Source organism: Vibrio sp. FF266 (assembly GCF_041439695.1).
Taxonomy (GTDB): Bacteria; Pseudomonadota; Gammaproteobacteria; order Enterobacterales; family Vibrionaceae; genus Vibrio; species Vibrio tasmaniensis_A.
Map to the genome: position 1 here is coordinate 15093 of NZ_JBGOOO010000008.1, position 23846 is coordinate 38938.

Sequence of the window (23846 nt, forward strand, 5' to 3'; positions counted from 1 at the left end):
ATTAGCGTATCTCACGAACTTGGTTCTTTCTTGGGTTCAGCACGTCAGAGCAAGGTCGTTCATGATGAATAAACTGAAGTCATTATTGTCTTGGATTAAATCAGGCTCTCCGTGGATCTGGCTTACGGGCGGGGCGGTGAGCATCAGTATGCTTTCGGTTCTTGGCCTAATGCTGTTGATTGGCTGGAAGGGCTTGACTTATTTTTGGCCTGCTCCTTTGTACCAATGGCAAGTGGATTCTAAAGATGCATCGTTAGTTGTCGGCCTCGACGAAACGGTAGTAAAGCAAGATGTATTGATTGGCCAGTTATATGAACGAAAATACATCCCGATAGAGCAAGTCCCACAAGTACACGACCTCTTGTCGACTCAAAACCTGTCGACTGGGCTAATTCAGCGCTTAAGTATCAAAGTTGCCAACAGGGAGATTTATCCAGCGGACTTTGTTTCCATTTTGGATGTGAACTTACGTGAACCAACCACCCCACCTGACTGGGCTGTGATTGAGCGAAGTCGAGGTGGTTATTTCTTTGGTAAACCAGTGGGTTTTATAACCGCTTCTGGCACCTTTGATTCGAACATAGACCAAAAGCTCGAGCAAGGCTTGGCGTTCGCTGATACGTTACGTAAAGAAACGTCGCGTGTAGTGAACCAAGAAATCCGCAATATCAGCTGGCAATTGGAAAATTTGCGCTTAGAAAAACGTAAGCTTGAACTCAATGAGTCAGTGAGCGATGAATACCTTAAAACCTATACTCAAACTAAACTGGAATTAAATCGCCAGTTGGCTGAAGCCGAAGTAAAGCTTGAGCATCTTAGAACACAGCTCAATGTCGAAAGCTTGTTGGTAGAAGATATGACAGGAGAGCAGGTTGAAATTTCGCTCAGTCATATTTTGGATTATTGGTACCCGAATAATATGTCTTATCTTGAAAAGGTTGGACATTGGGGAAAACAAGTTTGGAAGTTCTTGTCGGAGAACCCACGAGACTCAAACTCTGAAGGCGGTGTGTTTCCTGCGATTTTTGGCACGGTACTGTTGGTTATTCTTATGTCGATTGTAGTGATGCCTCTTGGTGTGGTTGCTGCGATATATCTTCATGAATATGCAAAAAACAACGCATTAACACGTTTGATTCGTATTGCCGTAATTAACTTAGCGGGTGTACCGTCGATTGTGTATGGTGTATTCGGCTTAGGATTCTTTGTGTATACCATAGGTGGCTCAATCGATTCTTTGTTTTACGCAGAACGGTTACCCGCTCCGACATTTGGTACGCCGGGCCTATTATGGTCCGCACTGACCTTAGCGGTATTAACATTACCCGTTGTTATTGTAACAACGGAAGAGGGCTTAACGCGCATCCCTAGCTCCGTGAGGCACGGTTCATTAGCGCTTGGTGCTACTCAATTCGAGACGCTTTGGCGCATTGTTTTACCGATGGCAAGCCCTGCGATTATCACCGGTTTGATTTTGGCAATCGCGAGAGCTGCGGGGGAGGTTGCCCCATTAATGCTGGTGGGTGTGGTGAAACTCGCATCAAGCTTGCCTGTGGATGGTCAGTTCCCATACCTGCATTTAGACAGAAAGTTCATGCATTTAGGTTTTCATATCTATGATGTTGGGTTTCAAACCTCTAATATCGAAGCGGCACGACCTTTAGTGTATGCGACTTCATTTTTACTGGTTACTGTGATTGTTGGATTGAATTTAACGGCCATCAATATCCGTAATAACTTGCGTGAAAAATACCGAACCTTAGGACAAGATTAGATGTTCTCGATTAATGAAACCTTGGGTTACCAAGCACCACTTGATGTTCACAATTTGAAGGATGAGCAAATTGCTATCTCGATTGAAGGGCTGAATCTTTATTATAAAGAGAGCCAAGCACTTGATGATATTTCAATGCAAATCCCAAAGGGACAGGTGACCGCGTTTATTGGCCCATCAGGGTGTGGTAAGTCGACTCTACTGCGCTGCATTAATCGCATGAACGATCTTGTTGAAGGTTGTAAGGTTTCCGGAAAAGTGAAGCTTCATGGTAAGAACGTGTATCACCCTAAGGTTGATGTCGCGACCTTACGACGTCGTGTTGGTATGGTATTCCAGCGTCCCAACCCTTTTCCTAAATCTATCTATGAGAATGTGGTTTATGGATTGAGGTTGCAAGGTGTGAGCAACAGCCGAGATTTGGATGATGCAGTTGAACGCTCTCTGCGCGCCGCGGCGTTGTGGGATGAAGTGAAAGACCGTTTGCATGAGAACGCTTTTGGTTTATCGGGTGGACAACAGCAGCGTTTGGTTATCGCTCGTGCAGTTGCCATCGAACCTGAAGTGTTGTTATTGGATGAGCCAACATCGGCACTCGATCCGATTTCGACATTGACGATTGAAGAGTTGATCAACGAACTTAAAACCCAATACACCGTTGTTATTGTTACTCATAACATGCAGCAGGCAGCTCGCGTGAGTGACCACACCGCTTTTATCCATATGGGTAAGTTGATCGAGTACTCAGATACTGATTCTATATTTACTTCGCCATTGAAAAATCAAACGGAAGACTACATTACAGGTAGATACGGCTAACATTTAAGTTCGCGCTATCTAGAGCTAAGTCACTCTGAAATAAACGACTTTATTCATTTCTTTTAAGGAGCTGACATGCATTTTGGTCGCCACATCTCAGGACAGTTTAATGTCGAATTAGAATCTATCCGTACACACGTATTAACTATGGGTGGATTGGTAGAGCAGCAGTTGTCTTTTGCGATGCAAGCGCTTCATAAAGACGATGTTGAATTGGCCAAAAAAGTGATTCGTGATGACCACAAAGTGAATGCGATGGAAGTGTCGATTGATGAGGCGTGTACTCGAATCATTGCAAAGCGTCAGCCGACAGCGAAAGATCTGCGTTTGATTATGGCGATCATCAAAACGATTACCGATCTGGAACGTATTGGTGATGTTGCCTCTAAAATTGCTCAAGGCGCGATAGATATCCCTTCGACCAAAGAGCAAAAATTCCATGTCTCGTTAGAGCCTCTTTGCCGTCAGGCAATCACTATGCTGCATCAAGTATTAGATGCTTTTGCTCGTATGGATGTCGATGCGGCAGCAGAAGTACATAAACTTGATGATAAGCTTGATGCGGAATATGAAGCTGTGATTCGTCAGTTAATGACTTATATGATGGAAGACCCTAAGAATATTCCTAACATTTTACAAGTGATGTGGTCAGCTCGTGCGATTGAGCGAGTGGGCGATCGTTGCCAAAATATCTGTGAATACATTATTTACTTTGTGAAGGGTAAAGATGTACGCCACCTTGGTGATCAAAGCCTAGATGACGCACTGAAGTAGGTATTAACTTTAGAACCGAATAATTGCACCAAGGTTAAGGTTGATTGTTGTGTCGTAAGGCACGAAGGTCTTATTGTGATCAAAAATATTCATATCAACACCAGCTCGTAGCCCAAGCACTGGTGTTGCTTGGTAAACATAGGCTCCACTAAGACTTAATCCATGTGCTGTCTTCTCTTCAATTTCGCCGTTACGCGTTTTTGCCCCGTCATAACTCGCTACGCCAATCTCCGCCTGAAAGCCGTGGTTCTGGTTTCTTCCAAACATATTTTGAATACCAACGCGGTACGCATCGACATTTTCATCGTATCGGTCGCTGTCATACCAAAGGTGAGAATAGCTCAGGTAAACCGCACCTAGATTCGCCACATCAGTAATGCCTGCTTGTATTCCAAAGCCATGATAAGAACCAATCTTTAGTTCAGGAGATAAGTGAAGACCATTTGAAAGTGCAGAGGTTGAGAATAAAGCTGAAGCTAAAAGCAGTGTTTTAAATTTCATGGTACCACCGAGGTAATTTTGCGCTCTCCTTAGCATTAGGTCGATCCATGCGTGAACCCAGTGAAATCACTGGCTAACGGTGATCATTATATGGGCTTTGAAAGAGCAGGCTAATTCGCATTGGTTATCTCTGTGATAATGCTTGCTTATCAGCAGGGGGGATCATTACACGTGATCTTTGGGTCTTACGTAGCCTTACAAAACGAGCTTGATAGAAGTGTCTAAACATAAGCTGATGTTCTGTAATGTATTTGTTTAAGGCACATGAGAAAAATAACGATAGTATCGATATAGCTCATTGATGCTCGCTATATTCTTACTTATCTTTAATTTATTCTTCTACTGAATTTTTCCTTACATTTATTTTTAGGTAGATATCAGTATGAAGAAGTTTCTTTTCGTTGTGACTCCTCTTTTCGCGTTAACTGCGTGCGGCAGCGTTGCCATCATGGACAAATCAGATGCGGTTAATCAGCAGCCAAAACTCATGGTTAAAACTGATGGTGATTTTTGGGGGTTAGGACAAGAAGGGACGTTTGATATTGCAGGTATGTACCAAGGTAAATATAGCCGAGATTCATCAGGTTCAACATGGTTTGAGACTGTTTCATTTAAAGAGGGTGAGCTGGCTGCTGAAATCACGAGAGTCGATAATGGCCAAGTGTGGAACTTAGTCTGTTCTGGCGGTGGCACTTCAGTTAACTACATGGGTGTTGATTTTGGTGGCAATAAACCTTACCGCTGTTCTGTATCTCAAAGCAATGAGAATATAGGAGAGTTCGTTTTAGAGCCTCAATCTGGGATGATCAGTGTTAGCTTAGAAAAGAAAGAAGCTGGCTACATCCGAGTTGGGGCGAATAAATATGACGTAGAAACTGTCCATTCAAGTAAAGACCTTTTAATGTCGGTAGAAAAACCATTAGGGTATAGCTTTAAAAAAGTTTCTAAAGAAATAGCGGCTGCACAGACAAATGGAATGATAACGCTACAGATGTTACCTGAACTTAATGACGCTGAAAAAGACACATTAGTTATCGGTACTATTGCTAGCGCACTGAGCTGGCGTCCGGAAGAGTAAAATACAATATATAACTTTTAATCGAACTTACTTTTGTACTTGTTCTGATAAAACTTGCTCTATGAGTTTTGAAAGCCAATTTGTTAAAGGTGAGTTTCGATTTTTAATGTGTATATAACTATAGACCGGAGTTTTCAGCGTTTTTCCGTCCACTGAGACATCTATCCCGCGTAATGTCGGATAGTTTTCTACTGGGAAAAGGTTGGAATGGGGCATGTACATATCAGTATGTTGAATGACATCGATTATAGCCATGACCAATTCGCTGCGAAAACCGATACGATGCTCGATGGAAAGGTCGGTTAGAATCTGAGACGCTAAGCTAAAATTGTCATTCCAACCTGGCGTTACTAAAGATGCGATTTCGTAACCTACCATGTCATTTGGAGTCACGGTGTCTTGCTTTAAAGGGTGATCTTTCCTAACAAATATACGTCCTGTTAATTCAATGAGCTGCCTTGTATAGACTTCTTTACTTGTCTTTTCCCCTAAGTAGCTTACTCCCATCAAAACCTCGTCTTTTTGTATATCTGAGACAGACGAGTTTGACCATGGAACAAGCTTTAGTTTAGCGTTTGGTGCTTGCGCTCTTATATCTTTAAAAAGTGAGCCAGACAGACAAGAAAGCACCACTGGAGATAGGGCTATTTTCAACGTGTAATCGATCTCTTTCGGATCAAAAGTGTTTGATGTATTAACCGCGATAGATAGACCGTCCATGAACGGCTTGATTTGATTGGTGAGCTGCTCTGAAAATGCCGTAGGTTGTAAGCCTCCATGAACCTTTACGAAAAGATCATCGTTGAAGTGGTGTCTTAGCTTTTGTAGGGCTTGGCTAACCGCTGGCTGAGAAACGAATAAACGTTCCGCAGCCTTTCTGGTGTTTTTTTCTTGATAAACAATCAGAAATGTTCGTAACAGGTTTAAATCAAGAGAGCTGAATAGGTCTTTAGCCATATCTATCCATGAAAATTTTCTGTGCTATTCACTCTAATATACGCCAGTCCGCTAGATTCGTCAGCGTGGTTTCTCTGGATTTGTGTTAGTGACGACTACCCTAAGCGGTGAGGGCAGCTCTCACATTGGATATCTTATTCGTATCAGTTACTGGTATCTGATAATCATCAACATCATTACTGCCCATTTGAGCGCTTGAATTGCTTTCCATTAGGCTGGGTCTTGTCGATTTACCTGAAAGGTGAAGTGCAGGTACTTGGGTGGTGCTTTGAATCATTTTGGCATTCGTTGCGTTGACGCCAGCACCAGCCATTATATCGATTCTGCCATCGGCTTGTTTGACCATATCTGCGAGCACATTGATGCCTTGCTCTGCATTAATAGCAAGCCCTGACGTCAGGATTCTTTCACATCCGAGCTCAATAATCTGCTCTAACGCTACTTTATAATCCTGAAGTTGGTCGATTGCACGGTGGAAGGTGATTGCTAGTTTGAGTTGGTGAGCCTTGCTTGAGAGAATTTGCATTGCAGACATATCAATCTCACCATCAGGTGTTAGTACACCCAGAACGACGCCATTCAACCCTGCTCTCGCACAAGCTTCAATATCTTCCAGCATACAGAGTATATCGTCATAATCGAATATGAAGTCACCTTGTCTCGGTCGTATCATGGCATAAACTGGTACGGACGAAATTTTTGCCGCTTGCTTCATCATTCCGAAGCTTGGAGTTAACCCGCCAAGTGCTAATGAAGAGCAAAGCTCAATTCGATTCGCGCCACCAGATAGTGCGTTATATAGAGATTCTAAGTTATCGATACAGACTTCAATTTCGGTGTTCATCGTATTTATCCGTTCAAAAAGATACGGACGAAATCATAACAACCTAGATACGGATATGAATAGGTGGTAGCAGAGGAAAATAGGGGTAAAGTTTGTTCTTGTAACTGCCTCTATTAAATGTTGCAGAGACGGTTTAGGTAGAGAATTGTCGTCGGAGAGAGATGAAAAAAGCCCGAAGCGTTAACTTCGGGCTTTTAATAGGACTTTACTTCTTAACTGATTGGCGGTGCGCTTTGCGCTATTAGCTTATGCTTTATTTCTCTTTATAGAGAGTCTTCCAACCATTAACCCGCGTTGAGTTCGGGCTTAAGAGGTAATTACTTGCTTAGGTCGTCAGCGTGCTCAGATAGGAATGCAGCAACACCTTGTGGAGATGCGTCCATACCTGATTTACCTTCTTCCCATTGTGCAGGACATACTTCACCGTTCTTCTCGTGGAAGTTTAGTGCGTCTACCATGCGTAGCATTTCGTCGATGTTACGACCTAGTGGAAGATCGTTAACTACTTGGTGACGTACAAGGCCGTCTGCGTCGATTAGGAAAGAACCACGGAAAGCAACGCCTGCTTCTGGGTGCTCAACATCGTATGCTTTGCAGATTTCGTGCTTAACGTCAGCAATTAGAGGGTATTTAACTTGACCGATACCGCCGTCAGCGATAGCAGTGTTACGCCATGCGTTGTGAGAGAATTGAGAATCGATAGAAACACCGATTACTTCAACGCCTTTAGCTTGGAAATCTTCTAGACGGTTGTCGAAAGCGATTAGCTCTGAAGGACAAACGAAAGTGAAGTCTAGTGGGTAGAAGAAAACTACCGCTTTCTTACCTTTAGTGAATTCTGCGAAGTTGAAGTTATCAACGATCTCACCGTTACCTAGAACAGCTGCTGCAGTAAAGTCAGGGGCTTGACGACCTACTAGTACCATTTGGAATCTCCTAAAAAATTAGTTGGCCCAACACATCTTTGTTTGGGCTCCGTTTCTACGGGACAAACTATAGTACAATCGGTACTATAGAAAAAAGCGAATTAAATAGATTAAGTTAATCGAAAAAAGCGATAAGCTTATTCTTTGTCCGTTCCTTAGGTCAAATGACCTTCACTTAAGTTATCCTGCTCATATTACAAAGTAATTTCATGAATAAATGGCCAAGTCTTAAGCAACTTCACTATCTTGTTACTCTTCACGAAACTCGCCACTTTAGCGACGCTGCGGATCGCTGCTTCGTGAGTCAATCGACACTAAGTAAAGGCATTCAAAACCTGGAAGAACTCATTGGTTGTCCTCTCTATGAGAAGAAAGATAAAAAGAGCCCATTGGTTTTCACTCAAGCGGGTGAGCTGGTGGTTAAGCATGGTCGAGAGTTATTGGCGAAAGGGCAAGACTTGGTTGAGCTCGGAAATCTATGTAATGGAGACGCGATGCAAGGGCAGTTGCGAGTAGGGTGTATTCCAACTATTGCTCCATTCCTATTGTGCGATTTGGTACAAGAAGCGAACCAACGTTTTCCACAGTTGAACTTGTTGTTACGGGAAGACACGACCACTAACCTATTGGCTGCGTTGCGTCATGGTGAGTTGGATGTACTGATTCTGGCTTTGCCTGTCGATATCGACAACATGGAGAGCAAAGTTGTTGGGCAAGACCCTTTCAGAATGGTAATCAGCCGCAATCAAGCCGATGGTATTCGTGTTCCGATTAAATATGATGACCTGCCAGACGAATCTGTATTCTTGTTGGAGAACGAGCACTGCTTAACCGAGCACGCGGTATCAGCTTGTAAGCTAACCGACAAAGAGAAGATAAACCCGTTCACCGCCACAAGCCTACATACGTTGGTACAAATGGTGGCAAATGGTTTAGGAACCACCTTTATTCCACAAATGGCGATCGATCATGGTTTGTTGCAAAATCAGAATTTAGTGGTGATTGACCCTCCCGGTCAACAAGCTTATCGCGATATAGGCCTTGTATGGCGACCAAGCTCGTCACGTCTTGAAACCTTTCATCAGTTAGCTGATGTAGTCTCAGAATTGCTTTAAAAAACTAGAAAGTAAAATTCAAAAGAAAAAGAGCAGCTATTTGGCTGCTCTTTTTGTTTGTTTATTTGAGAAGAAAAACAAACAAATAGTGGCGTTAGAAGCTTATTTATCTATTTTACTATAACGTTAGATTTTGAAAAAACTCAGCAAGTCTTTTTGCTTAACAGCTAATGAAGAGAGTTCTTCACTTGCCTGTTTGCTCTGCTCAATTCCTGAAACATTTTGATGAACAATATCAAAGGTCAGAGAAACATTTTGTGAAATATCTTGTGTTACGCCAGATTGTTCTTCAGACGCTGTGGCTACTTGTGTGTTCATATCAGATATTAGTTGTACTGAGTCAGTGATAGAAGCGAATGCAGCACGAAGCTGTTCGCTATACTGTCTAGATTCTTCTGCTAACGAAAGATTGGATTGCATAAATTGGTTCGCATCTTTCGCTTGAGCCTGAAGGCGAGATATTATTTCTTGAATATCGACCGTTGATTGTTGTGTTTTAGCGGCAAGAGAACGAACTTCATCTGCTACCACCGCAAAGCCTCGGCCTTGCTCTCCCGCTCGAGCGGCTTCAATGGCTGCATTTAACGCAAGTAAGTTAGTTTGCTCAGAAATTGAATTGATCACTTCAATAACACTACCGATCTCTACCGAGTACTCTTGCAATTGATTAACGATGTTTGATGTTTCTTCGATCGAGTCTTCAACTTTTCGAGATATATCATCTGATGCATCGAGGGAAACACTGCCATCTTTGACATTTGTCGTTGCCCCAGTTGCAGCGCTCTCTGCGCTAGCTGCATTCTGGCTAACCTCACTCGCAGTACTAGAAAGTTCATTGATGGCTGTCGCGATTTGTTCCATTTGACTCAGTTCTTGTTGAGCATTTCCTTCTGTTTGGCTCATTACCGCGGTTAGCTCAACGGAGGCTGCTGAAACATTGTCTGAAATCTGGTGGAAACCATCGATTATTCGACGTAGTTCTTGGCGCATTTCTAAAATGTTTGCGTATATACCGGTCTCTTTACCCGTAATTGGAATCTGCTTTGAAAGATCACCAGCGGCGACTTCGGCAACAATTGTTTGGATGTCACTTGGCTCTCCTCCAACGACTTTCCATACACTGCGGTAAATCGAAACGGCAATGCTAAGAGAAGCAGCGACAACGAGAATTGAAAGAACGCCAAGCACAAATTGCGCGTTAGAGAATCGCTCGACCATATTAGGTCCGACAGAGTCTTGCTCTGACTTTGTTGATAGCTTTATCTCTTCAATTGTTTTTGCTGCATTAACACCAGCAAGATCAAGAGTCCCTGAAATGATGCCATTTCGCGTGTTTATAGTGTCAACGATCTTTGAAAATGTGTTGCGGTAAATTTTGAAGGCACTAGTGAAATCGTTTAAGTAGTTGATTTGTTCCATCGACATGAGTTGAGATTCGATTGTTTCTGCAAGTAGTGCGGCAGAGGCAAACTCTTTTTCAGCACGCTGAGCATCTTCTGTTTTATTGCTCGTCAGAAATTTAGAAGCGTACAATCTTGATAGCAATACATGCTGCTGAAGCTGTCCTGAACTGACAGCAACTTCTAAATCTTCTTCAGCTGAAGCTTGGGTCATTAGGTTGGTCACTGCCTCACGCATATTGACCCCTGATGGGTCTAAGGCCTCTTGAACTAGGTTGTTTCGAGTATTGACAAGTTGAACAACCTTGTTAAAGCCTTGGCTATATTGATCAAGCTGCTTCTTTATCGTTAGGAATTCATTTTTGTGTAGATCGTCAAGATGAGAGTCTAATATTTCATCTATCAATTGATTTGATGCGGTGATACGTCTATTCAGTTCAGAAGCATGTGACGGAATAGGGTTTTTAATATATTTAAGTGCAGATAAACGAGCTTCCAGTATATTGGCTTGGATTCGACCTGTTGAGACACTTGTTATTGCAAGAGAGCGGTAGGTGTTAAACCCATCACTCGATTGATAAAAGCGTAATGAAGCAACGACTGAAATAACCAAAATTAGCGCGAGAATCACGCCAAAACCTAAGGACAGCAATTTCTTTAAACTCATAAATATCATTCCTAGTAAGGCAGCTTGTTTTTATTCTTAACAAATTCTTACATGATTCTAACGATAAATATATCAATAAATAGTATGTATCCACTATATTTTGATGCCTAAGAATGATGGGTAAATAGGTTGTTGATATTATTGGATTTTGCTTGTTGCTCGTCTGGTTTCACATCAGCTGAGAGTTATTGTTTAGGCCTCTTCCGTATGATTAACGCATCTTTAATTTGTATTACAAAGTCATGGAGTAGGAAAGTTCGGTTTGGTATAGCCTAATAGCTTGATTATTAGGCTATTTATATTATTGGGTTAAAGCTTATTTAGGGATGTGAGTAGCTTTCTTTTCTCTGGTAAAGCGGTCATTGCGCCTTTCTGGGTTGTTGCTAATGCCCCGCAGCCATTGCCCCACATTACTGCTTGTCGAATGATTTCAGGTTGATGCCATTCCTCGTATTGTGAGAGGTAGGCGAGTAGACCTGCGACAAAGGCATCTCCCGCACCAGTAGTATCAATGGCTTGAACTTTTTGACTCGCAATGTGCTCTCGTTGTCCATCTACTATCATCAACGAACCCGTAGCACCTAAGGTGACCAAAGTGACTGGGATTTTCAATCGGTCTAGTGCTGTTATTCCTGATTCTAATGTGTTGCTTTCTGTAAGAAAAAGCAGTTCTTCTTCTGAAAACTTAACCACATCTGCTAAGGCGATGGCTTGCATAACGATAGGACGAATCTCTTCAGGGATTCGCCAAACCTCTTCTCTTAGGTTGGGGTCAAAGCTAACAAATCCTCCTTTTGATTTGATTCCTTTAAGTGCTTTCAGCGTTGTACTTCTGCTTGGCTCATTTGCTAATGCGATTGAACAGCAGTGTAGCCACTCACCTTGATTAAAGGTGGGGATATCATCTTCTGTCATGAACTGATCTGCACTGGGTTTTACCATGAAGGTAAAAGTTCGCTCGCCATCTTGGTCAAGATCGACCAGCACGGTTGATGTTCTGTGTTTTTCATCGAATTTGAGTTGGGACGTATCAACCCCTTGCTCTTGGAGAACCTCTGACATAAAACGACCAAATGGATCATTACCAACTCGGCCAAAAAAACTAGCTTGGCCTGATAAACGAGCAATACCAACCGCAACGTTTGCGGGGGCGCCGCCTGGACATTTTAAGTAGGTAGAGTCGCTCTCAGGAATTAAATCCACCACAGCATCTCCAGTTAACCATACCTTATTCATCATTATTTCCTCATATAGAAGCCCACCTGAGCATAAGTAGGTGGGAAATGGGTGACTTGCCTAGGGGGAAGCAAATCACCCAAAGTTGATTAAGCGTTTTTAACCGGGTTATAGATGCGAGTCAGCATAAATGCTGTGGCAAATGCACTAGCAATAACGGTTAGGTAACCAATGACCGCAGAAAGTGATTGCGAATAAAGAAGAATACCTGGAATAAAGGTAATGCCCATACCGGTTGCACTGATGTTGAGTAAGTAAGTAACAAGCCCACCTACAGCACCGCCTACCATGCCAAAGACAAAGACTTTTCCATATTGTAAGTTCACACCAAACAGAAGTGGCTCTGTAATACCAAATAGTGTGGATATCGAAGCACTGTAGGCATTACCTTTTTTCAGTTTATCTTTGAGTAGAGTCGCGACGGCTATCGCAGCGCCAAATTGACCTGCCATTGAAGCAGTACCAAGAGGTTGCAGTGGGTTAACACCAGTTTCATTTAATAAGCCAATCTCAATGACACCAAGAGCATGGTGTAGACCGGTGATCACGATCATTTGCTGAACGGCACCATAAAGGATGTAACCAATACCAAGAGGTAGGTCGAGCGCCATACGTACTAGAGAAGTACAGCCGTGTTCAATGCTTTGTAGAATCGGACCAAAGCCAAACAAGATGACAAATACGGCAATCGTAATGGTTAAAAATGGAGTGAAGACTAGGTCCATACTTGCTGGAATGAAGCGGCGTAGATTACGCTCCAAGTAAGAGACAAACCAACCTGCGAATATTGCTGGAAGTACAGTGCCTTGGGAGCCCACTAATGGGAAGTTGATTCCCAATAAGTTGACTATCATCGGCTCGGCACCGCCAGAGGCTACCACCCAAGCATTAGGTAATTGTGGGGCGACCATCATCAAACCAACAACGATGGCAATAATAGCATTGCCACCGAATTTCTTTGCCGCAGAATAAGCGATTAAAACGGGTAAGAAGGCAAAGGCAGTGTCGGTTAGCATGCTAAATAGGGCAAGCGTTTCGGGTGAGAAACTCATGCCAGAATGCAGCATCATGCCACGTAAACCCATCAGTAAGCCGGTGGTCACTAGTGCTGGGATCAGTGGGATCAAAATATCGGCGAGAGTGCGAACCACTTTTTGACTTATGGTCATATCTGCGAAGGCATCTTGTTTAAAATCTGAGTTATCAAGCTCTCCGCCTAATGCGTGCTTTAATGAGTCATAAACGTGAGAGACTGTACCAGTGCCAATAATAAATTGGTGTTGACCTGATTGATAAAAGTAGCCGCTGATCTGTTTAATTTCTTTTGCTTTTTCAGAATCAACTTTTTCGTTGTCTTTTAGGATGAGGCGCAAGCGTGTGGCGCAGTGTTCTGCGTTGCGGATGTTCTCTATGCCCCCGATACTCTCGAGTATCTCGTTTACGGTAGCGTCATAATTCATTTTGTTCACCATTTTATTATATTGTAAGGTAGTTAAGTTTGATATCCATACCGGTATCTTCTTTTTGTAATATATTTAATCTGTGTTCTTCATTTTCAGGGAAAAACAAACAAGTAAATACATCTCGTCCATTGTTGAGGTATATCTCAATGATGCTTTGGTCACATATAAATTTGACATCCGTTATGTCATAATTTGTTCTGTGATGTCTGACGCTTCCAAATTTCCAATCTTCTGGATGGTGGTTATATTGGCTTCGATCTAAGTGAATATCTCTGTCTTTAATAGAGAATAACAATTTCTTATTTTTAGTTTCGATGGATATTTTTATATTTCCATTGAACTCATTTACATCGAGTGAAAATGAAAGTTGCTCTAACTTAATGGGTATATTGGTTTTATTTATTTCTAATGGACGCTTATTAAAAGAGTCAGATTGCAAAATCTTCGGTTGTTGGTATAAGCGACGATTAAGAATTGATAGTGTTCTCGGCAATGTTAAACAGTTAACCCAGCCAAATTGGCGACTTGGTAGTTCTTCATCGGTCCCTGCCCATGCAATAAGAGTTTGCTCATCTGGGGTGTTCGCCATAGTTTGTGGGGCATAAAAATCAAACCCACGGTCCAATTCATCCCAGTGTTCAACTTCAAAGGTCAGTTTTTCGAAGTTGATGCTGCCTAAACAATAGATAACGTTGAATCGGTTATGGAATCGACTTCCGTTTGCCTTGCTACCTTGCGGTGAAAAAATTAAAACGTCATGGCCGTCAACGTTTAATAGATCAGGACATTCGAACATGTAACCGGTTAAGAATTCCCCTGAGAACTGAAGATCTAATTCTCCTTTGAATTCCCAACTGAGCAAGTCATCCGATTGATATATGATGATTGCCCCTGATAGATCGGCTTCTCGCTGTGCACCGAGCAACATGTAATAGTGTTCATTGTGTTTAAGGATTTTGGGATCTCGTACATGCCCGGTATACCCCTTGGGAACCGACTTAATCACTGGATTCGGACTATACTTGGTGACGGCATTAGTGTTATCGAGTAATGCTAAACATTGGTTTGCATCTCGAGATGATCCTTTTTTAATGTTTCCTGTATAAAATAAATAAGCGTTATTATTTTCTACAAAAGCACTGCCGGAATATGCTCCGTGAGATTCATAGCTTTCTTTTGGTGTTATTTTAGAACCATGCCTCTCCCAATTTAATAGGTCATTAGAAGTTAAATGCATCCAATGCTTCATTCCATGGTAGGTATCGAATGGAAACCATTGGTAAAATAAATGGTATTGATTATTGAAAAAACAAAAACCATTTGGATCATTTAATAAACCATGGGGAGGCGTAATATGAAATAAAGGTCTCATTTCTGATGATCTTTCTATTTCAGTAAACTTAGTTATTTCACTAGCCGTTGCTAAATTGATTGTTTTGTATTTTTGTTCTTGCACGATGGCTTACCTAATCATGTTGCTTGGTTTAAATCATAGGTAGGGTGACGATTTGATAAAATAGTGAGGACGAATTCTCCAGTCGTTCTGAGTGAATATTGGCTAAATCTGTAGTTGTTTGTGATGTAACACCAAGTCTTGTTACATGTTTTTGGTTAGTGTATTGGGTTGGTAGATTGTTAAAGAGAATGAGTGAACATGACTATTAGGGATGTTGCTAAACGTGCGGGTGTATCAATCGCGACAGTATCAAGGGTGCTAAATGGTAGTGAGCGTGTCTCAGAGCAAGCAAAGCTGTCTGTGATTAGTGCGATGGAAGCTCTGAACTATCAGAAACCGCCTGCGAAGCGTAAAAAGCCAACTAAGCTGTTTGCTGTCATTGTGCGAAATATGTCGAATCCTTTCTTTACTCAGCTAGTGGATGTTCTTGAGGAAGAGGCCTACAAGCATGGCCGAAGCATACTGTTGTTTAATAGCCGGAATAACTTACAGTTAGAGAAGACGTTTCTTTCGGAGTGCATCAACCATAAGGTTGATGGTGTTTTTCTAATCCCTCGCTCGTTGAAAAAAGAACATCTAGAGCCATTAGGTGAGCTACCGTTTCCTGTCGTATTGTTGACAGCGACAGACCCTACTGTTGCGAGTATAGGAACTCATCACCAGCACGGGGGTGAGCAAGTTGCCTGTTATTTTGCTAAGCGAGGGTATCGTCGTATTGGCTTTATTGGAGCCAGTGATATTCAATCGGATCGTTTTATTGGTTTTCAAACAGAACTAAAGTCTCGCGATATCCTGTTGGATAAAAAACATGTGTTAGCTCCCTATACTACGGAGTCGTTGACAGAATATATCCAACACTTGATCGTCGATAATTCTTCGCCACTGGAAGCTGTATTTTGTTCCGATGATATATCGGCTAGTCATCTATTTAATGGGTTAAAATCAGTAGACAGTCAACTGCTTGAAAGGGTTGATATTGTAGGGTTTGATGACACATTTATTGCCCAGTCATTGGGCTTTTCAAGTGTTAAGCAACCTATACATCAAATTGCGCTGTTAGGTTTTGATATGATGATGGAGTTGATTCAAATCGGAGAGTCTTTTCCAAAAGCTATGTTGCTAGAACCGACAGTCGTTATCCGACATACACCTAAAGTTCCGTCTATTTCACGTAGCCCTGAAATTCTTCGTAATAACGTACAGCAACGCTAAGGATTCGCTCTCTTTCCTTAGCGTGTCTATTGGTGAATAGTGGTTAATTTACCTCTTCCGGTTCCGCTTCTTCTTGTAGCTCTAGCAGGTTAATGGCTATCGTAACGAAATCGCTGTCTGTAATGATGCCCACGAGTTCGTGGTTCTCTACGACAGGTAAACAGCCCACTTTGTGTTTCTGCATATAAACAGCAGACTCTTTTAGTCCTGCGCGCGGCTCTACAGACATAACACTCTTGTGCATGATGTCATTGAGTGGTGTTGCAAGAGTATAGGATTGAGCTTGTGGGATGTTTTGTAGGCTGGATTCTTGAGCGGCAAGAACGTCTCGCTGTGTGACGACGCCAAGTAGTTGTCTGTCGGCATCAACAACCGGAATATGGCGGATATCAAGCGCTTCCATCATGTGCTTTGCATCGGCCAGTGAGTGTGAGCGCAATAGGGTATGAGGGTTGCGAGTCATCATATCTTCAACCTTGATCATACGGACCTCCTTCTTTTTTATTTGTTGCTATTACTATAGTTATTTATCCAAAAAATAACTGAGATCTAACGCATTTTTGGGTGAGTTTCATGCAACTAATTTTGTTTTTTTATGAGGGGGAATGGTCGTATTATTTTACGACTCTTTACAATAATCCAATGCTGTAAACCTTGCTATTGCGGCTCGTGTGCCTATACTAGCCCACTGCGAAATTTTTAGTCATGTTTACGATGTGTTTCTGGTAACGATTTACTTACCGAAACGATTGTTCGGCAACTTCGACTTATTATTCGTCAACGGCATAAATATTATCAACTAAGACAAGACTCGACACATGCAAGTTTCAGATTTTCACTTTGACCTACCAGATGAACTCATTGCTCGCTACCCTCAAGAGGAGCGCACAGCAAGCCGCCTACTTAAATTAGATGGCAACAATGGCAACCTAGCTGATGGTTCGTTTAAGGACGTTTTAGACTTGGTTGAGCCAGGCGATCTTGTTGTTTTTAATAACACTCGCGTGATTCCTGCTCGTGTATTCGGTCGCAAGGCATCAGGCGGTAAGCTTGAAGTGTTGGTTGAACGTATGCTTGATGAGAAAAGCATTCTTGCGCATGTTCGTTGTTCTAAATCACCTAAACCGGGTACCAAATTGTTCCTTGGTGAGAACGATGAGTATGAAGCTGAAATGGTGGCACGTCATGATGCGCTATTTGAAATCCATTTCACATCCGATCAAAGCGTTTTAGAGATTCTTAACAGTGTTGGTCACATGCCACTGCCTCCTTACATCGATCGTCCAGATGAAGACGCCGATAAAGAGCGCTACCAAACTGTCTATAATGAAAAGCCGGGTGCGGTTGCTGCGCCAACAGCAGGCCTTCACTTTGATGACAAGCTAATGGCTGACATGAAAGAAAAAGGTGTTGAGTTTGCTTACGTGACGCTTCACGTTGGTGCTGGTACGTTCCAGCCAGTAAAAGTCGATAATATCAATGACCACCACATGCATGCTGAGTACGTTGAAGTACCGCAAGAAGTGGTAGATACCGTTGCAGCTGCAAAAGCTCGCGGCGGACGCATCATTGCCGTTGGTACAACCTCTGTGCGTTCACTAGAAAGTGCGGCTCAAGATGCAGTGAAAAATGGCACTGAGTTAGTTCCTTTCTTTGGTGACACAGAAATCTTCATCTTCCCAGGTTATGAATATCAGCTGGTGGATTGCTTGATTACCAACTTCCACTTACCAGAATCAACGCTGATTATGTTGGTGAGTGCATTTGCTGGCTACGACAATGTGATGGGTGCATACGATCACGCAGTGAAGAGCGAATACCGTTTCTTCAGCTACGGTGATGCGATGTTCATCAATAAGAAAACGAGCTAATTTTAGCTGGTTATAAACGATATAAGCAGAATTTACGGGTGCTAGCAGTAAGCTAGGAGTCGGGCAGGGTGTCTGTCTAATCTCTCGCAAGGAATACGCGACCGCTCCTCATAGAACCCACTAGACTGAACTTTTTTTTGGCCTAAGGTTCTGAATTAACAGTCAGATTGTTTCTCTGGCATATTGGAGGCTTCGTGAAATTAAAATACGAACTTAAAAAAACTAATAGCGGCGCACGTCGTGGTCAACTTCAGTTTGAACGCGGTACCGTTGAAACCCCAGCATTCATGCCTGTAGGTACTTACGGTACGGTTAAAGGCATGACACCTGAAGAAGTAAAAGACACAGGTGCTGAAATCCTATTAGGTAATACATTCCACCTATGGCTACGTCCTGGTCAAGAAATCATGAAACTGCACGGTGATTTGCACGATTTCATGAACTGGAAAGGTCCTATCTTGACTGATTCAGGTGGCTTCCAAGTATTCAGCCTAGGTGCAACGCGTAAAATCACTGAAGAGGGTGTTCATTTCCGTAACCCTGTAAACGGTGACAAGATTTTCATGGACGCTGAGAAGTCGATGGAAATCCAAAAGGATCTAGGTTCAGACATTGTAATGATCTTTGACGAATGTACGCCTTATCCTGCAACGCACAAAGAAGCTAAAGACTCAATGGAGATGTCTCTTCGTTGGGCTCAGCGTTCACGTGATCATTTTGATAAGCAAGAAAACCCGAACTCACTGTTCGGTATTGTACAAGGTGGCGTATACGAAGACCTTCGTGATGTATCCGTTAAAGGCCTAACAGAAATTGGCTTTGACGGTTACGCAGTAGGTGGTCTAGCAGTAGGTGAACCAAAAGAAGATATGCACCGCATTCTTGAGCACACATGTCCTCAACTGCCTGAAGATAAGCCTCGTTACCTAATGGGTGTAGGCAAACCTGAAGACTTGGTTGAAGGTGTTCGTCGCGGTATCGACATGTTTGACTGTGTTATGCCAACGCGAAATGCACGTAATGGTCACCTGTTTGTAACGGAAGGTGTGATCAAGATCCGTAATGCGAAGCATAAAACCGATACAACACCACTAGATTCAGATTGTGACTGTTACACTTGTAAGAACTACAGCAAGTCGTACTTACACCATTTGGATCGTTGTAACGAAATCCTAGGTGCTCGACTGAACACGATTCACAACCTGCGTTTCTACCAACGAGTAATGTCAGACATTCGTCAGTCTATCGATGAAGATCGCTTTGAAGAGTTCGTTGCAGAGTTCTACGCAAGAATGGGGCGTGAAGTGCCACCACTAGGTAAAGAATCTTAGTATTTCTTTTTTGCGAGCCCTATCTCTCTTCCGAGTGATGGGGCTTGAAAATAAAGGGATACGACCCAATTAGACAAACAATTACGAAAATATAATAGAGGATGTTTTAAATGTTTATTTCTCAAGCTCACGCAGCAGCAGAAGGTGCACCAGCAGGCGGCGGTTTCGAAATGCTTATCATGCTAGGTATGTTCGCTGTGATCTTCTACTTCATAATCTACCGTCCACAAGCTAAGCGTGTTAAAGAGCACAAGAGCCTTATGTCTTCTATGGGCAAAGGCGATGAAGTTCTTACAAGCGGCGGCCTAATCGGCAAGATCACTAAGATTGCTGAAGACAGCGACTACGTTGCTATCGAACTGAACGCAAACAACGAAGTCGTTATCAAGAAAGACTTCGTTACAGCAGTGCTACCAAAAGGTACTCTGAAATCACTATAAACAGCTAGAGGATCCTCGCTGTGCTAAACCGTTATCCGTTATGGAAGTATTTGATGGTGATGTTTGCCATCGCTATCGCTGCGTTGTACGCACTTCCAAATATATACGGTGAAGATCCGGCAGTTCAAGTTACAGGGGCGCGTGGCGCCTCTGTAGATCTGTCTACGCTGGATGCTGTCACCAATGCTCTTGAAGCAGAAAACCTTTCTACTAAATCCGTTGCTCTCGAAAACGGTTCCATTCTTGTTCGATTTAACGATACAGATACGCAAATCAGTGCCCGTGATATCATCACAGAAGCACTAGGTGATGACGTTATCGTAGCTTTAAACCTAGCGGCTTCAACTCCTGATTGGCTTGAATCTATTGGTGCTGCACCAATGAAACTGGGTCTTGATCTACGTGGTGGTGTTCACTTCTTAATGGAAGTGGATATGGACGCTGCGATGCAAAAACTGGTTGGCCAACAAGAAGAAGCGTTCCGCAGTGAGCTTCGTGAAGAGAAAATCCGCTACCGTGCTATTCGCCCATCGGGTAAAGATGCGGTTGAAGTGATTCTGCGTAACGAAGAGCAGCTTGCTGAAGCGAAATCGCTACTGCAATCTAAGCACCAAGATATGACGTTCGTAGATTCAGAATCTAACGGTCGTTTCTCTTTGATTGCTAACTTCACTGAAACTCGTCTTCAAGAAATCCGCAATTATGCGGTAGAGCAAAACATTACTATTCTACGTAACCGTGTTAACGAACTCGGTGTTGCTGAGCCTTTGGTTCAACGTCAAGGTGCTAGCCGTATCGTAGTGGAATTGCCAGGTGTTCAAGACACGGCTCGTGCTAAAGAAATTTTAGGCGCAACCGCGACTCTTGAATTCCGTGAAGTGGACAGCAGTGCCGATTTGGCCGCTGCAGCTTCTGGCCGTGCTCCTGCTGGTAGTGAAATTAAGCAAGACCGCGATGGTCGTCCTGTAGTACTTAAGAAACGCGTTATCTTAGGCGGTTCTAGCATTACAGATGCAAGCTCAAGTGTTGATGAATATGGTCGCCCACAAGTTAACATCTCGCTAGACAGCGAAGGTGGTAGCAAGATGTCTACATTCTCTCGTCAAAATATCGGTAAGCTAATGGCAACCGTATTTGCAGAGTATAAAGACAGCGGTCGTAAAACACCTGAAGGCCGAGTGATCCTAAGTAAGCACGAAGAAGTGATTAACCAAGCGACGATTCAATCTGCGCTTGGCCGTAACTTCCGTATTACAGGTATCGACTCAACGGCTGAAGCTCATAACTTGGCACTTCTACTACGTGCAGGTGCATTGATTGCGCCTATCTCGATTGTAGAAGAGCGTACGATTGGTCCATCTATGGGTCAACAAAACATCGATATGGGTATCATGGCGATGGTTTGGGGTATGGCTGCAGTAATGCTATTTACACTGCTTTACTACCGTACTTTCGGTTTGATTGCGAACGTCGCTCTGATGGCTAACTTAGTGTTGATTATTGGTGTGATGTCGATGATTCCTGGCGCGACAATGACGCTACCAGGCATTGCCGGTATCGTATTGACGGTCGGTATGGCAGTCGATGCCAACGTTCTTATCTTTGAGCGTATACGTGAAGAACTTCGAGATGGACGCAGTCCACAACAAGCGATTCACCAAGGTTATGCAAACGCATTTAGTACAATCGCCGATGCCAACATCACCACACTACTAACAGCAATCATTCTATTTGCTGTCGGGACAGGTGCGATTAAAGGCTTCGCGGTAACGTTATCAATAGGTCTCTTGACTTCAATGTTTACAGCTATTATCGGAACACGTTGTATCGTGAACCTGATGTATGGCGGCAAACGCGTTAAGAAACTGTCGATCTAAGGCTAGGAATTAATATGTTTCAGATTCTAAAAGCAGACAAAATGATCGACTTCATGCGTTGGTCAAAGGTTGCCTTTTTATTCTCAATCTTGATGATTGGTACTGCTATCTTCACCCTAACAACGAAATCGTTGAATTGGGGTCTAGATTTTACCGGCGGTACTCTGATTGAAGTGGGCTTTGAGGAGCCAGCAAACCTACCTGACATTCGAAGCGCACTAGAAGCTGAAGGCTTTGGTGATGCTACGGTTCAGAACTTTGGTTCTGCGCGTGAGGTAATGGTTCGTCTACGTCCACGTGATGGTGTTGCGGGCGAAACGCTTGGTAACCAAATCCTGTCTGCAATTAAAGATGGTACTGGTGAGCAAGTTGAGATGCGTCGTATCGAGTTCGTTGGTCCAAACGTGGGTGATGAACTAACAGAAGCTGGTGGTCTTGCGATCTTAGTTTCTCTGATCTGTATCTTGATCTACGTATCCGTACGATTTGAATGGCGATTAGCTGCAGGTGCTGTATTAGCCCTAGCGCACGACGTTATCATCACACTAGGTGTGTTCTCTCTAATGCAAATTGAGGTCGACCTTACCATCGTAGCAGCCTTGCTAACGGTAGTCGGTTACTCCCTCAACGATACCATAGTGGTATTTGACCGTATTCGTGAGAACTTCCGTAAGATGCGTAAAGGCGAGGCACCTGAAGTGCTGAACAGCTCAATCACACAAACATTGAGCCGTACATTGATCACTTCTGGTACAACGTTATTCGTAGTTATCGCACTGTTCGTTCAGGGCGGCGCTATGATTCACGGCTTTGCGACTGCACTTCTACTGGGTATTACCGTTGGTACTTACTCTTCTATCTACGTTGCATCTGCACTAGCTATGAAGTTGGGTATTACGCGTGAACACCTAATGCCACCACAAGTGGACAAAGAAGGTGAAGAGTTTGACGAAATGCCTTAGGCTGCGGCTTAACAACTTTCGCTAAACCAAAAAAAACCGCTGGGCAACTAGCGGTTTTTTTATGTCTGTATATTGTGGGTTAGCTTTTGTATCCGACTGAACATTGCCGTATTTACCAATACCAGTACCAATACCAACACCAATACCAAGTGCCAAAGTAGCTAAGTCACTATCTAGTGGCGATCTAAATACAGCTTACAGAGCAGTGATTTATGCTCACTGTAACTAACCGACATTTTGGTCGCATCTCGTATCGCGGATACAAAAAAGCCCCGCATAGCGAGGCTTTGAAAATCTTCTGCTCTTAACTAAAGAGCATTAACGCAAGGTCTGAATTACTTCAGCATACCTTCGTTAGAGTTCTCACGAACGTGCTTAAGAATAGACTTAACACCACGCGCGCTTGAAGCTACAACATTACCAGACGTCATGTAATCAGTGCCGCCAGCAAAGTCAGTCATGATAGCACCAGCTTCACGAGCGATTAGATCGCCAGCTGCTAGATCCCATGGCTTAAGGCCTAGTTCTAGGTAACCGTCAACACGGCCAGCTGCTAGGTAACATAGGTCAAGAGCTGGAGAACCAGTACGACGGAAATCAGCACAATCAACGAATAGACCAGAGATGATCTTCATGAAAGATTCAGAGTGTTGTTTTTGCTTGAATGGGAAACCAGTCGCTAGAACAGTACCTTGAAGGTCTTTTAGTTGAGTAACACGCATACGAGCGTTGTTAAGTTGAGCGCCAGCGCCACGTTGAGCTGTGAATAGCTCGTTTAGCATTGGGTCATAAACACAAGCAACTTCTGTACGACCGTTCATGCGAACAGCGATAGATACAGAGAAGTGAGGGAAACCTTTTACAAAGTTGTTGGTGCCATCTAGTGGGTCAACGATCCATTGTACGTCAGAATCTTTACCTTCAGTTAGGCCTGACTCTTCAGAAATAATGCTGTGCTCTGGGTAAGATGATTTGATTGTCTCAATGATCATGTACTCAGCTTCTTGAGCAATGTTAGTAACGTAATCGTTGTTACCTTTTAGAGACGATTCGATCTTATCAGTTGTTTCTAGAGATTTAGCAATATGGTTGCCAGCTTTACGCGCAGCGCGTATCGCAATGTTTAGCATTGGATGCATATGG

General features: G+C 43.0%; 21 protein-coding genes. 11 read left to right on the forward strand and 10 right to left on the reverse strand.

Annotated elements, in window-relative coordinates; translation table 11 throughout:
* Positions 1–64: 64 nt before the first annotated feature.
* The 3 genes from pstA (at position 65) to phoU (ending at position 3367) form a co-directional block, all read left to right on the forward strand.
* On the forward strand, positions 65–1774 hold the full coding sequence (gene pstA / locus ACED59_RS08505; RefSeq protein WP_017098087.1) for a phosphate ABC transporter permease PstA: 1710 nt from the start codon (positions 65–67) through the stop codon (positions 1772–1774).
* Entirely contained in the window at positions 1775–2593 is an 819-nt protein-coding gene (pstB, locus tag ACED59_RS08510) for a phosphate ABC transporter ATP-binding protein PstB (RefSeq protein ID WP_004735071.1), read from the forward strand. It abuts the gene before it with no gap.
* A gap of 75 nt (positions 2594–2668) precedes the next feature.
* Positions 2669–3367, forward strand: coding sequence for a phosphate signaling complex protein PhoU (gene phoU / locus ACED59_RS08515; RefSeq protein WP_017098086.1), 699 nt, complete (start codon positions 2669–2671; stop codon positions 3365–3367).
* Between the two features lie 9 nt (positions 3368–3376).
* Here the strand turns inward: phoU and ACED59_RS08520 are convergent, their stop codons facing one another.
* Positions 3377–3868 (reverse strand): hypothetical protein, encoded by a 492-nt coding sequence (locus ACED59_RS08520; RefSeq protein ID WP_029223960.1) that lies wholly within the window; start codon positions 3866–3868, stop codon positions 3377–3379.
* Positions 3869–4250: 382 nt separating this feature from the next.
* Between ACED59_RS08520 and ACED59_RS08525 the strand changes: the two genes are divergently transcribed.
* Positions 4251–4946 (forward strand): hypothetical protein, encoded by a 696-nt coding sequence (locus ACED59_RS08525; RefSeq protein ID WP_017098084.1) that lies wholly within the window; start codon positions 4251–4253, stop codon positions 4944–4946.
* A 27-nt stretch (positions 4947–4973) separates the two neighbouring features.
* Here the strand turns inward: ACED59_RS08525 and ACED59_RS08530 are convergent, their stop codons facing one another.
* From ACED59_RS08530 to ACED59_RS08540, 3 genes are all read right to left on the reverse strand, one after another.
* Positions 4974–5903: a LysR family transcriptional regulator gene (locus ACED59_RS08530; RefSeq protein ID WP_017098083.1), complete on the reverse strand. Its 930-nt coding sequence runs from the start codon at positions 5901–5903 to the stop codon at positions 4974–4976.
* Between the two features lie 100 nt (positions 5904–6003).
* Positions 6004–6747, reverse strand: coding sequence for a copper homeostasis protein CutC (locus tag ACED59_RS08535; RefSeq protein ID WP_017098082.1), 744 nt, complete (start codon positions 6745–6747; stop codon positions 6004–6006).
* A 317-nt stretch (positions 6748–7064) separates the two neighbouring features.
* Positions 7065–7673 (reverse strand): peroxiredoxin C, encoded by a 609-nt coding sequence (locus ACED59_RS08540; RefSeq protein ID WP_009848275.1) that lies wholly within the window; start codon positions 7671–7673, stop codon positions 7065–7067.
* Between the two features lie 209 nt (positions 7674–7882).
* Here ACED59_RS08540 and ACED59_RS08545 point away from each other — a divergent pair, with 209 nt between their 5' ends.
* The gene (locus ACED59_RS08545) at positions 7883–8788 is read left to right on the forward strand and encodes a hydrogen peroxide-inducible genes activator (protein WP_009848276.1); all 906 of its coding nucleotides are present in this window, start codon (positions 7883–7885) and stop codon (positions 8786–8788) included.
* Between the two features lie 126 nt (positions 8789–8914).
* Here the strand turns inward: ACED59_RS08545 and ACED59_RS08550 are convergent, their stop codons facing one another.
* From ACED59_RS08550 to ACED59_RS08565, 4 genes are all read right to left on the reverse strand, one after another.
* Positions 8915–10855 (reverse strand): methyl-accepting chemotaxis protein, encoded by a 1941-nt coding sequence (locus ACED59_RS08550; protein ID WP_017098081.1) that lies wholly within the window; start codon positions 10853–10855, stop codon positions 8915–8917.
* 309 nt (positions 10856–11164) lie between these two features.
* The gene (locus ACED59_RS08555) at positions 11165–12091 is read right to left on the reverse strand and encodes an aminoimidazole riboside kinase (RefSeq protein ID WP_029223959.1); all 927 of its coding nucleotides are present in this window, start codon (positions 12089–12091) and stop codon (positions 11165–11167) included.
* A gap of 89 nt (positions 12092–12180) precedes the next feature.
* Positions 12181–13551 carry a PTS transporter subunit EIIC gene (locus ACED59_RS08560; RefSeq protein ID WP_017098079.1) on the reverse strand — a complete coding sequence of 457 codons (1371 nt, stop codon included), beginning with the start codon at positions 13549–13551 and terminating at the stop codon, positions 12181–12183.
* 16 nt (positions 13552–13567) lie between these two features.
* On the reverse strand, positions 13568–15010 hold the full coding sequence (locus ACED59_RS08565) for a glycoside hydrolase family 32 protein (protein WP_017098078.1): 1443 nt from the start codon (positions 15008–15010) through the stop codon (positions 13568–13570).
* 198 nt (positions 15011–15208) lie between these two features.
* On the opposite strand from ACED59_RS08565, the gene ACED59_RS08570 reads away from it, so the two are divergent.
* Complete coding sequence (locus ACED59_RS08570; protein ID WP_017098077.1) at positions 15209–16222, forward strand: LacI family DNA-binding transcriptional regulator; 1014 nt, start codon at positions 15209–15211, stop codon at positions 16220–16222.
* A 43-nt stretch (positions 16223–16265) separates the two neighbouring features.
* Here the strand turns inward: ACED59_RS08570 and ACED59_RS08575 are convergent, their stop codons facing one another.
* Positions 16266–16706: a CBS domain-containing protein gene (locus ACED59_RS08575; RefSeq protein WP_017098076.1), complete on the reverse strand. Its 441-nt coding sequence runs from the start codon at positions 16704–16706 to the stop codon at positions 16266–16268.
* A 334-nt stretch (positions 16707–17040) separates the two neighbouring features.
* Here ACED59_RS08575 and queA point away from each other — a divergent pair, with 334 nt between their 5' ends.
* The 5 genes from queA (at position 17041) to secF (ending at position 22703) form a co-directional block, all read left to right on the forward strand.
* Positions 17041–18093, forward strand: coding sequence for a tRNA preQ1(34) S-adenosylmethionine ribosyltransferase-isomerase QueA (gene queA, locus ACED59_RS08580; RefSeq protein ID WP_017098075.1), 1053 nt, complete (start codon positions 17041–17043; stop codon positions 18091–18093).
* Between the two features lie 194 nt (positions 18094–18287).
* Positions 18288–19424 carry a tRNA guanosine(34) transglycosylase Tgt gene (gene tgt, locus ACED59_RS08585; RefSeq protein ID WP_009848280.1) on the forward strand — a complete coding sequence of 379 codons (1137 nt, stop codon included), beginning with the start codon at positions 18288–18290 and terminating at the stop codon, positions 19422–19424.
* Positions 19425–19534: 110 nt separating this feature from the next.
* Positions 19535–19864: a preprotein translocase subunit YajC gene (gene yajC / locus ACED59_RS08590; protein WP_371704882.1), complete on the forward strand. Its 330-nt coding sequence runs from the start codon at positions 19535–19537 to the stop codon at positions 19862–19864.
* Positions 19865–19884: 20 nt separating this feature from the next.
* Positions 19885–21741 carry a protein translocase subunit SecD gene (secD, locus tag ACED59_RS08595; protein ID WP_371704883.1) on the forward strand — a complete coding sequence of 619 codons (1857 nt, stop codon included), beginning with the start codon at positions 19885–19887 and terminating at the stop codon, positions 21739–21741.
* 14 nt (positions 21742–21755) lie between these two features.
* Positions 21756–22703, forward strand: coding sequence for a protein translocase subunit SecF (gene secF / locus ACED59_RS08600; RefSeq protein WP_012603308.1), 948 nt, complete (start codon positions 21756–21758; stop codon positions 22701–22703).
* A gap of 335 nt (positions 22704–23038) precedes the next feature.
* Here the strand turns inward: secF and suhB are convergent, their stop codons facing one another.
* Positions 23039–23842: an inositol-1-monophosphatase gene (suhB, locus tag ACED59_RS08605; RefSeq protein ID WP_009848284.1), complete on the reverse strand. Its 804-nt coding sequence runs from the start codon at positions 23840–23842 to the stop codon at positions 23039–23041.
* Positions 23843–23846: the final 4 nt, after the last annotated feature.

Bases quoted from the DNA above. Each gene is read 5' to 3' on its own strand.
- ACED59_RS08575 (WP_017098076.1), bottom strand. From the start codon at position 16,706: ATGATCAAGGTTGAAGATATGATGACTCGCAACCCTCATACCCTATTG.
- ACED59_RS08570 (WP_017098077.1), top strand. From the start codon at position 15,209: ATGACTATTAGGGATGTTGCTAAACGTGCGGGTGTATCAATCGCGACA.
- suhB (WP_009848284.1), bottom strand. From the start codon at position 23,842: ATGCATCCAATGCTAAACATTGCGATACGCGCTGCGCGTAAAGCTGGC.
- ACED59_RS08530 (WP_017098083.1), bottom strand. From the start codon at position 5,903: ATGGCTAAAGACCTATTCAGCTCTCTTGATTTAAACCTGTTACGAACA.
- queA (WP_017098075.1), top strand. From the start codon at position 17,041: ATGCAAGTTTCAGATTTTCACTTTGACCTACCAGATGAACTCATTGCT.
- ACED59_RS08550 (WP_017098081.1), bottom strand. From the start codon at position 10,855: ATGAGTTTAAAGAAATTGCTGTCCTTAGGTTTTGGCGTGATTCTCGCG.
- ACED59_RS08540 (WP_009848275.1), bottom strand. From the start codon at position 7,673: ATGGTACTAGTAGGTCGTCAAGCCCCTGACTTTACTGCAGCAGCTGTT.
- secF (WP_012603308.1), top strand. From the start codon at position 21,756: ATGTTTCAGATTCTAAAAGCAGACAAAATGATCGACTTCATGCGTTGG.
- yajC (WP_371704882.1), top strand. From the start codon at position 19,535: ATGTTTATTTCTCAAGCTCACGCAGCAGCAGAAGGTGCACCAGCAGGC.
- ACED59_RS08545 (WP_009848276.1), top strand. From the start codon at position 7,883: ATGAATAAATGGCCAAGTCTTAAGCAACTTCACTATCTTGTTACTCTT.
- pstA (WP_017098087.1), top strand. From the start codon at position 65: ATGAATAAACTGAAGTCATTATTGTCTTGGATTAAATCAGGCTCTCCG.
- ACED59_RS08520 (WP_029223960.1), bottom strand. From the start codon at position 3,868: ATGAAATTTAAAACACTGCTTTTAGCTTCAGCTTTATTCTCAACCTCT.
- pstB (WP_004735071.1), top strand. From the start codon at position 1,775: ATGTTCTCGATTAATGAAACCTTGGGTTACCAAGCACCACTTGATGTT.
- phoU (WP_017098086.1), top strand. From the start codon at position 2,669: ATGCATTTTGGTCGCCACATCTCAGGACAGTTTAATGTCGAATTAGAA.
- ACED59_RS08535 (WP_017098082.1), bottom strand. From the start codon at position 6,747: ATGAACACCGAAATTGAAGTCTGTATCGATAACTTAGAATCTCTATAT.
- ACED59_RS08560 (WP_017098079.1), bottom strand. From the start codon at position 13,551: ATGAATTATGACGCTACCGTAAACGAGATACTCGAGAGTATCGGGGGC.
- ACED59_RS08525 (WP_017098084.1), top strand. From the start codon at position 4,251: ATGAAGAAGTTTCTTTTCGTTGTGACTCCTCTTTTCGCGTTAACTGCG.
- ACED59_RS08555 (WP_029223959.1), bottom strand. From the start codon at position 12,091: ATGAATAAGGTATGGTTAACTGGAGATGCTGTGGTGGATTTAATTCCT.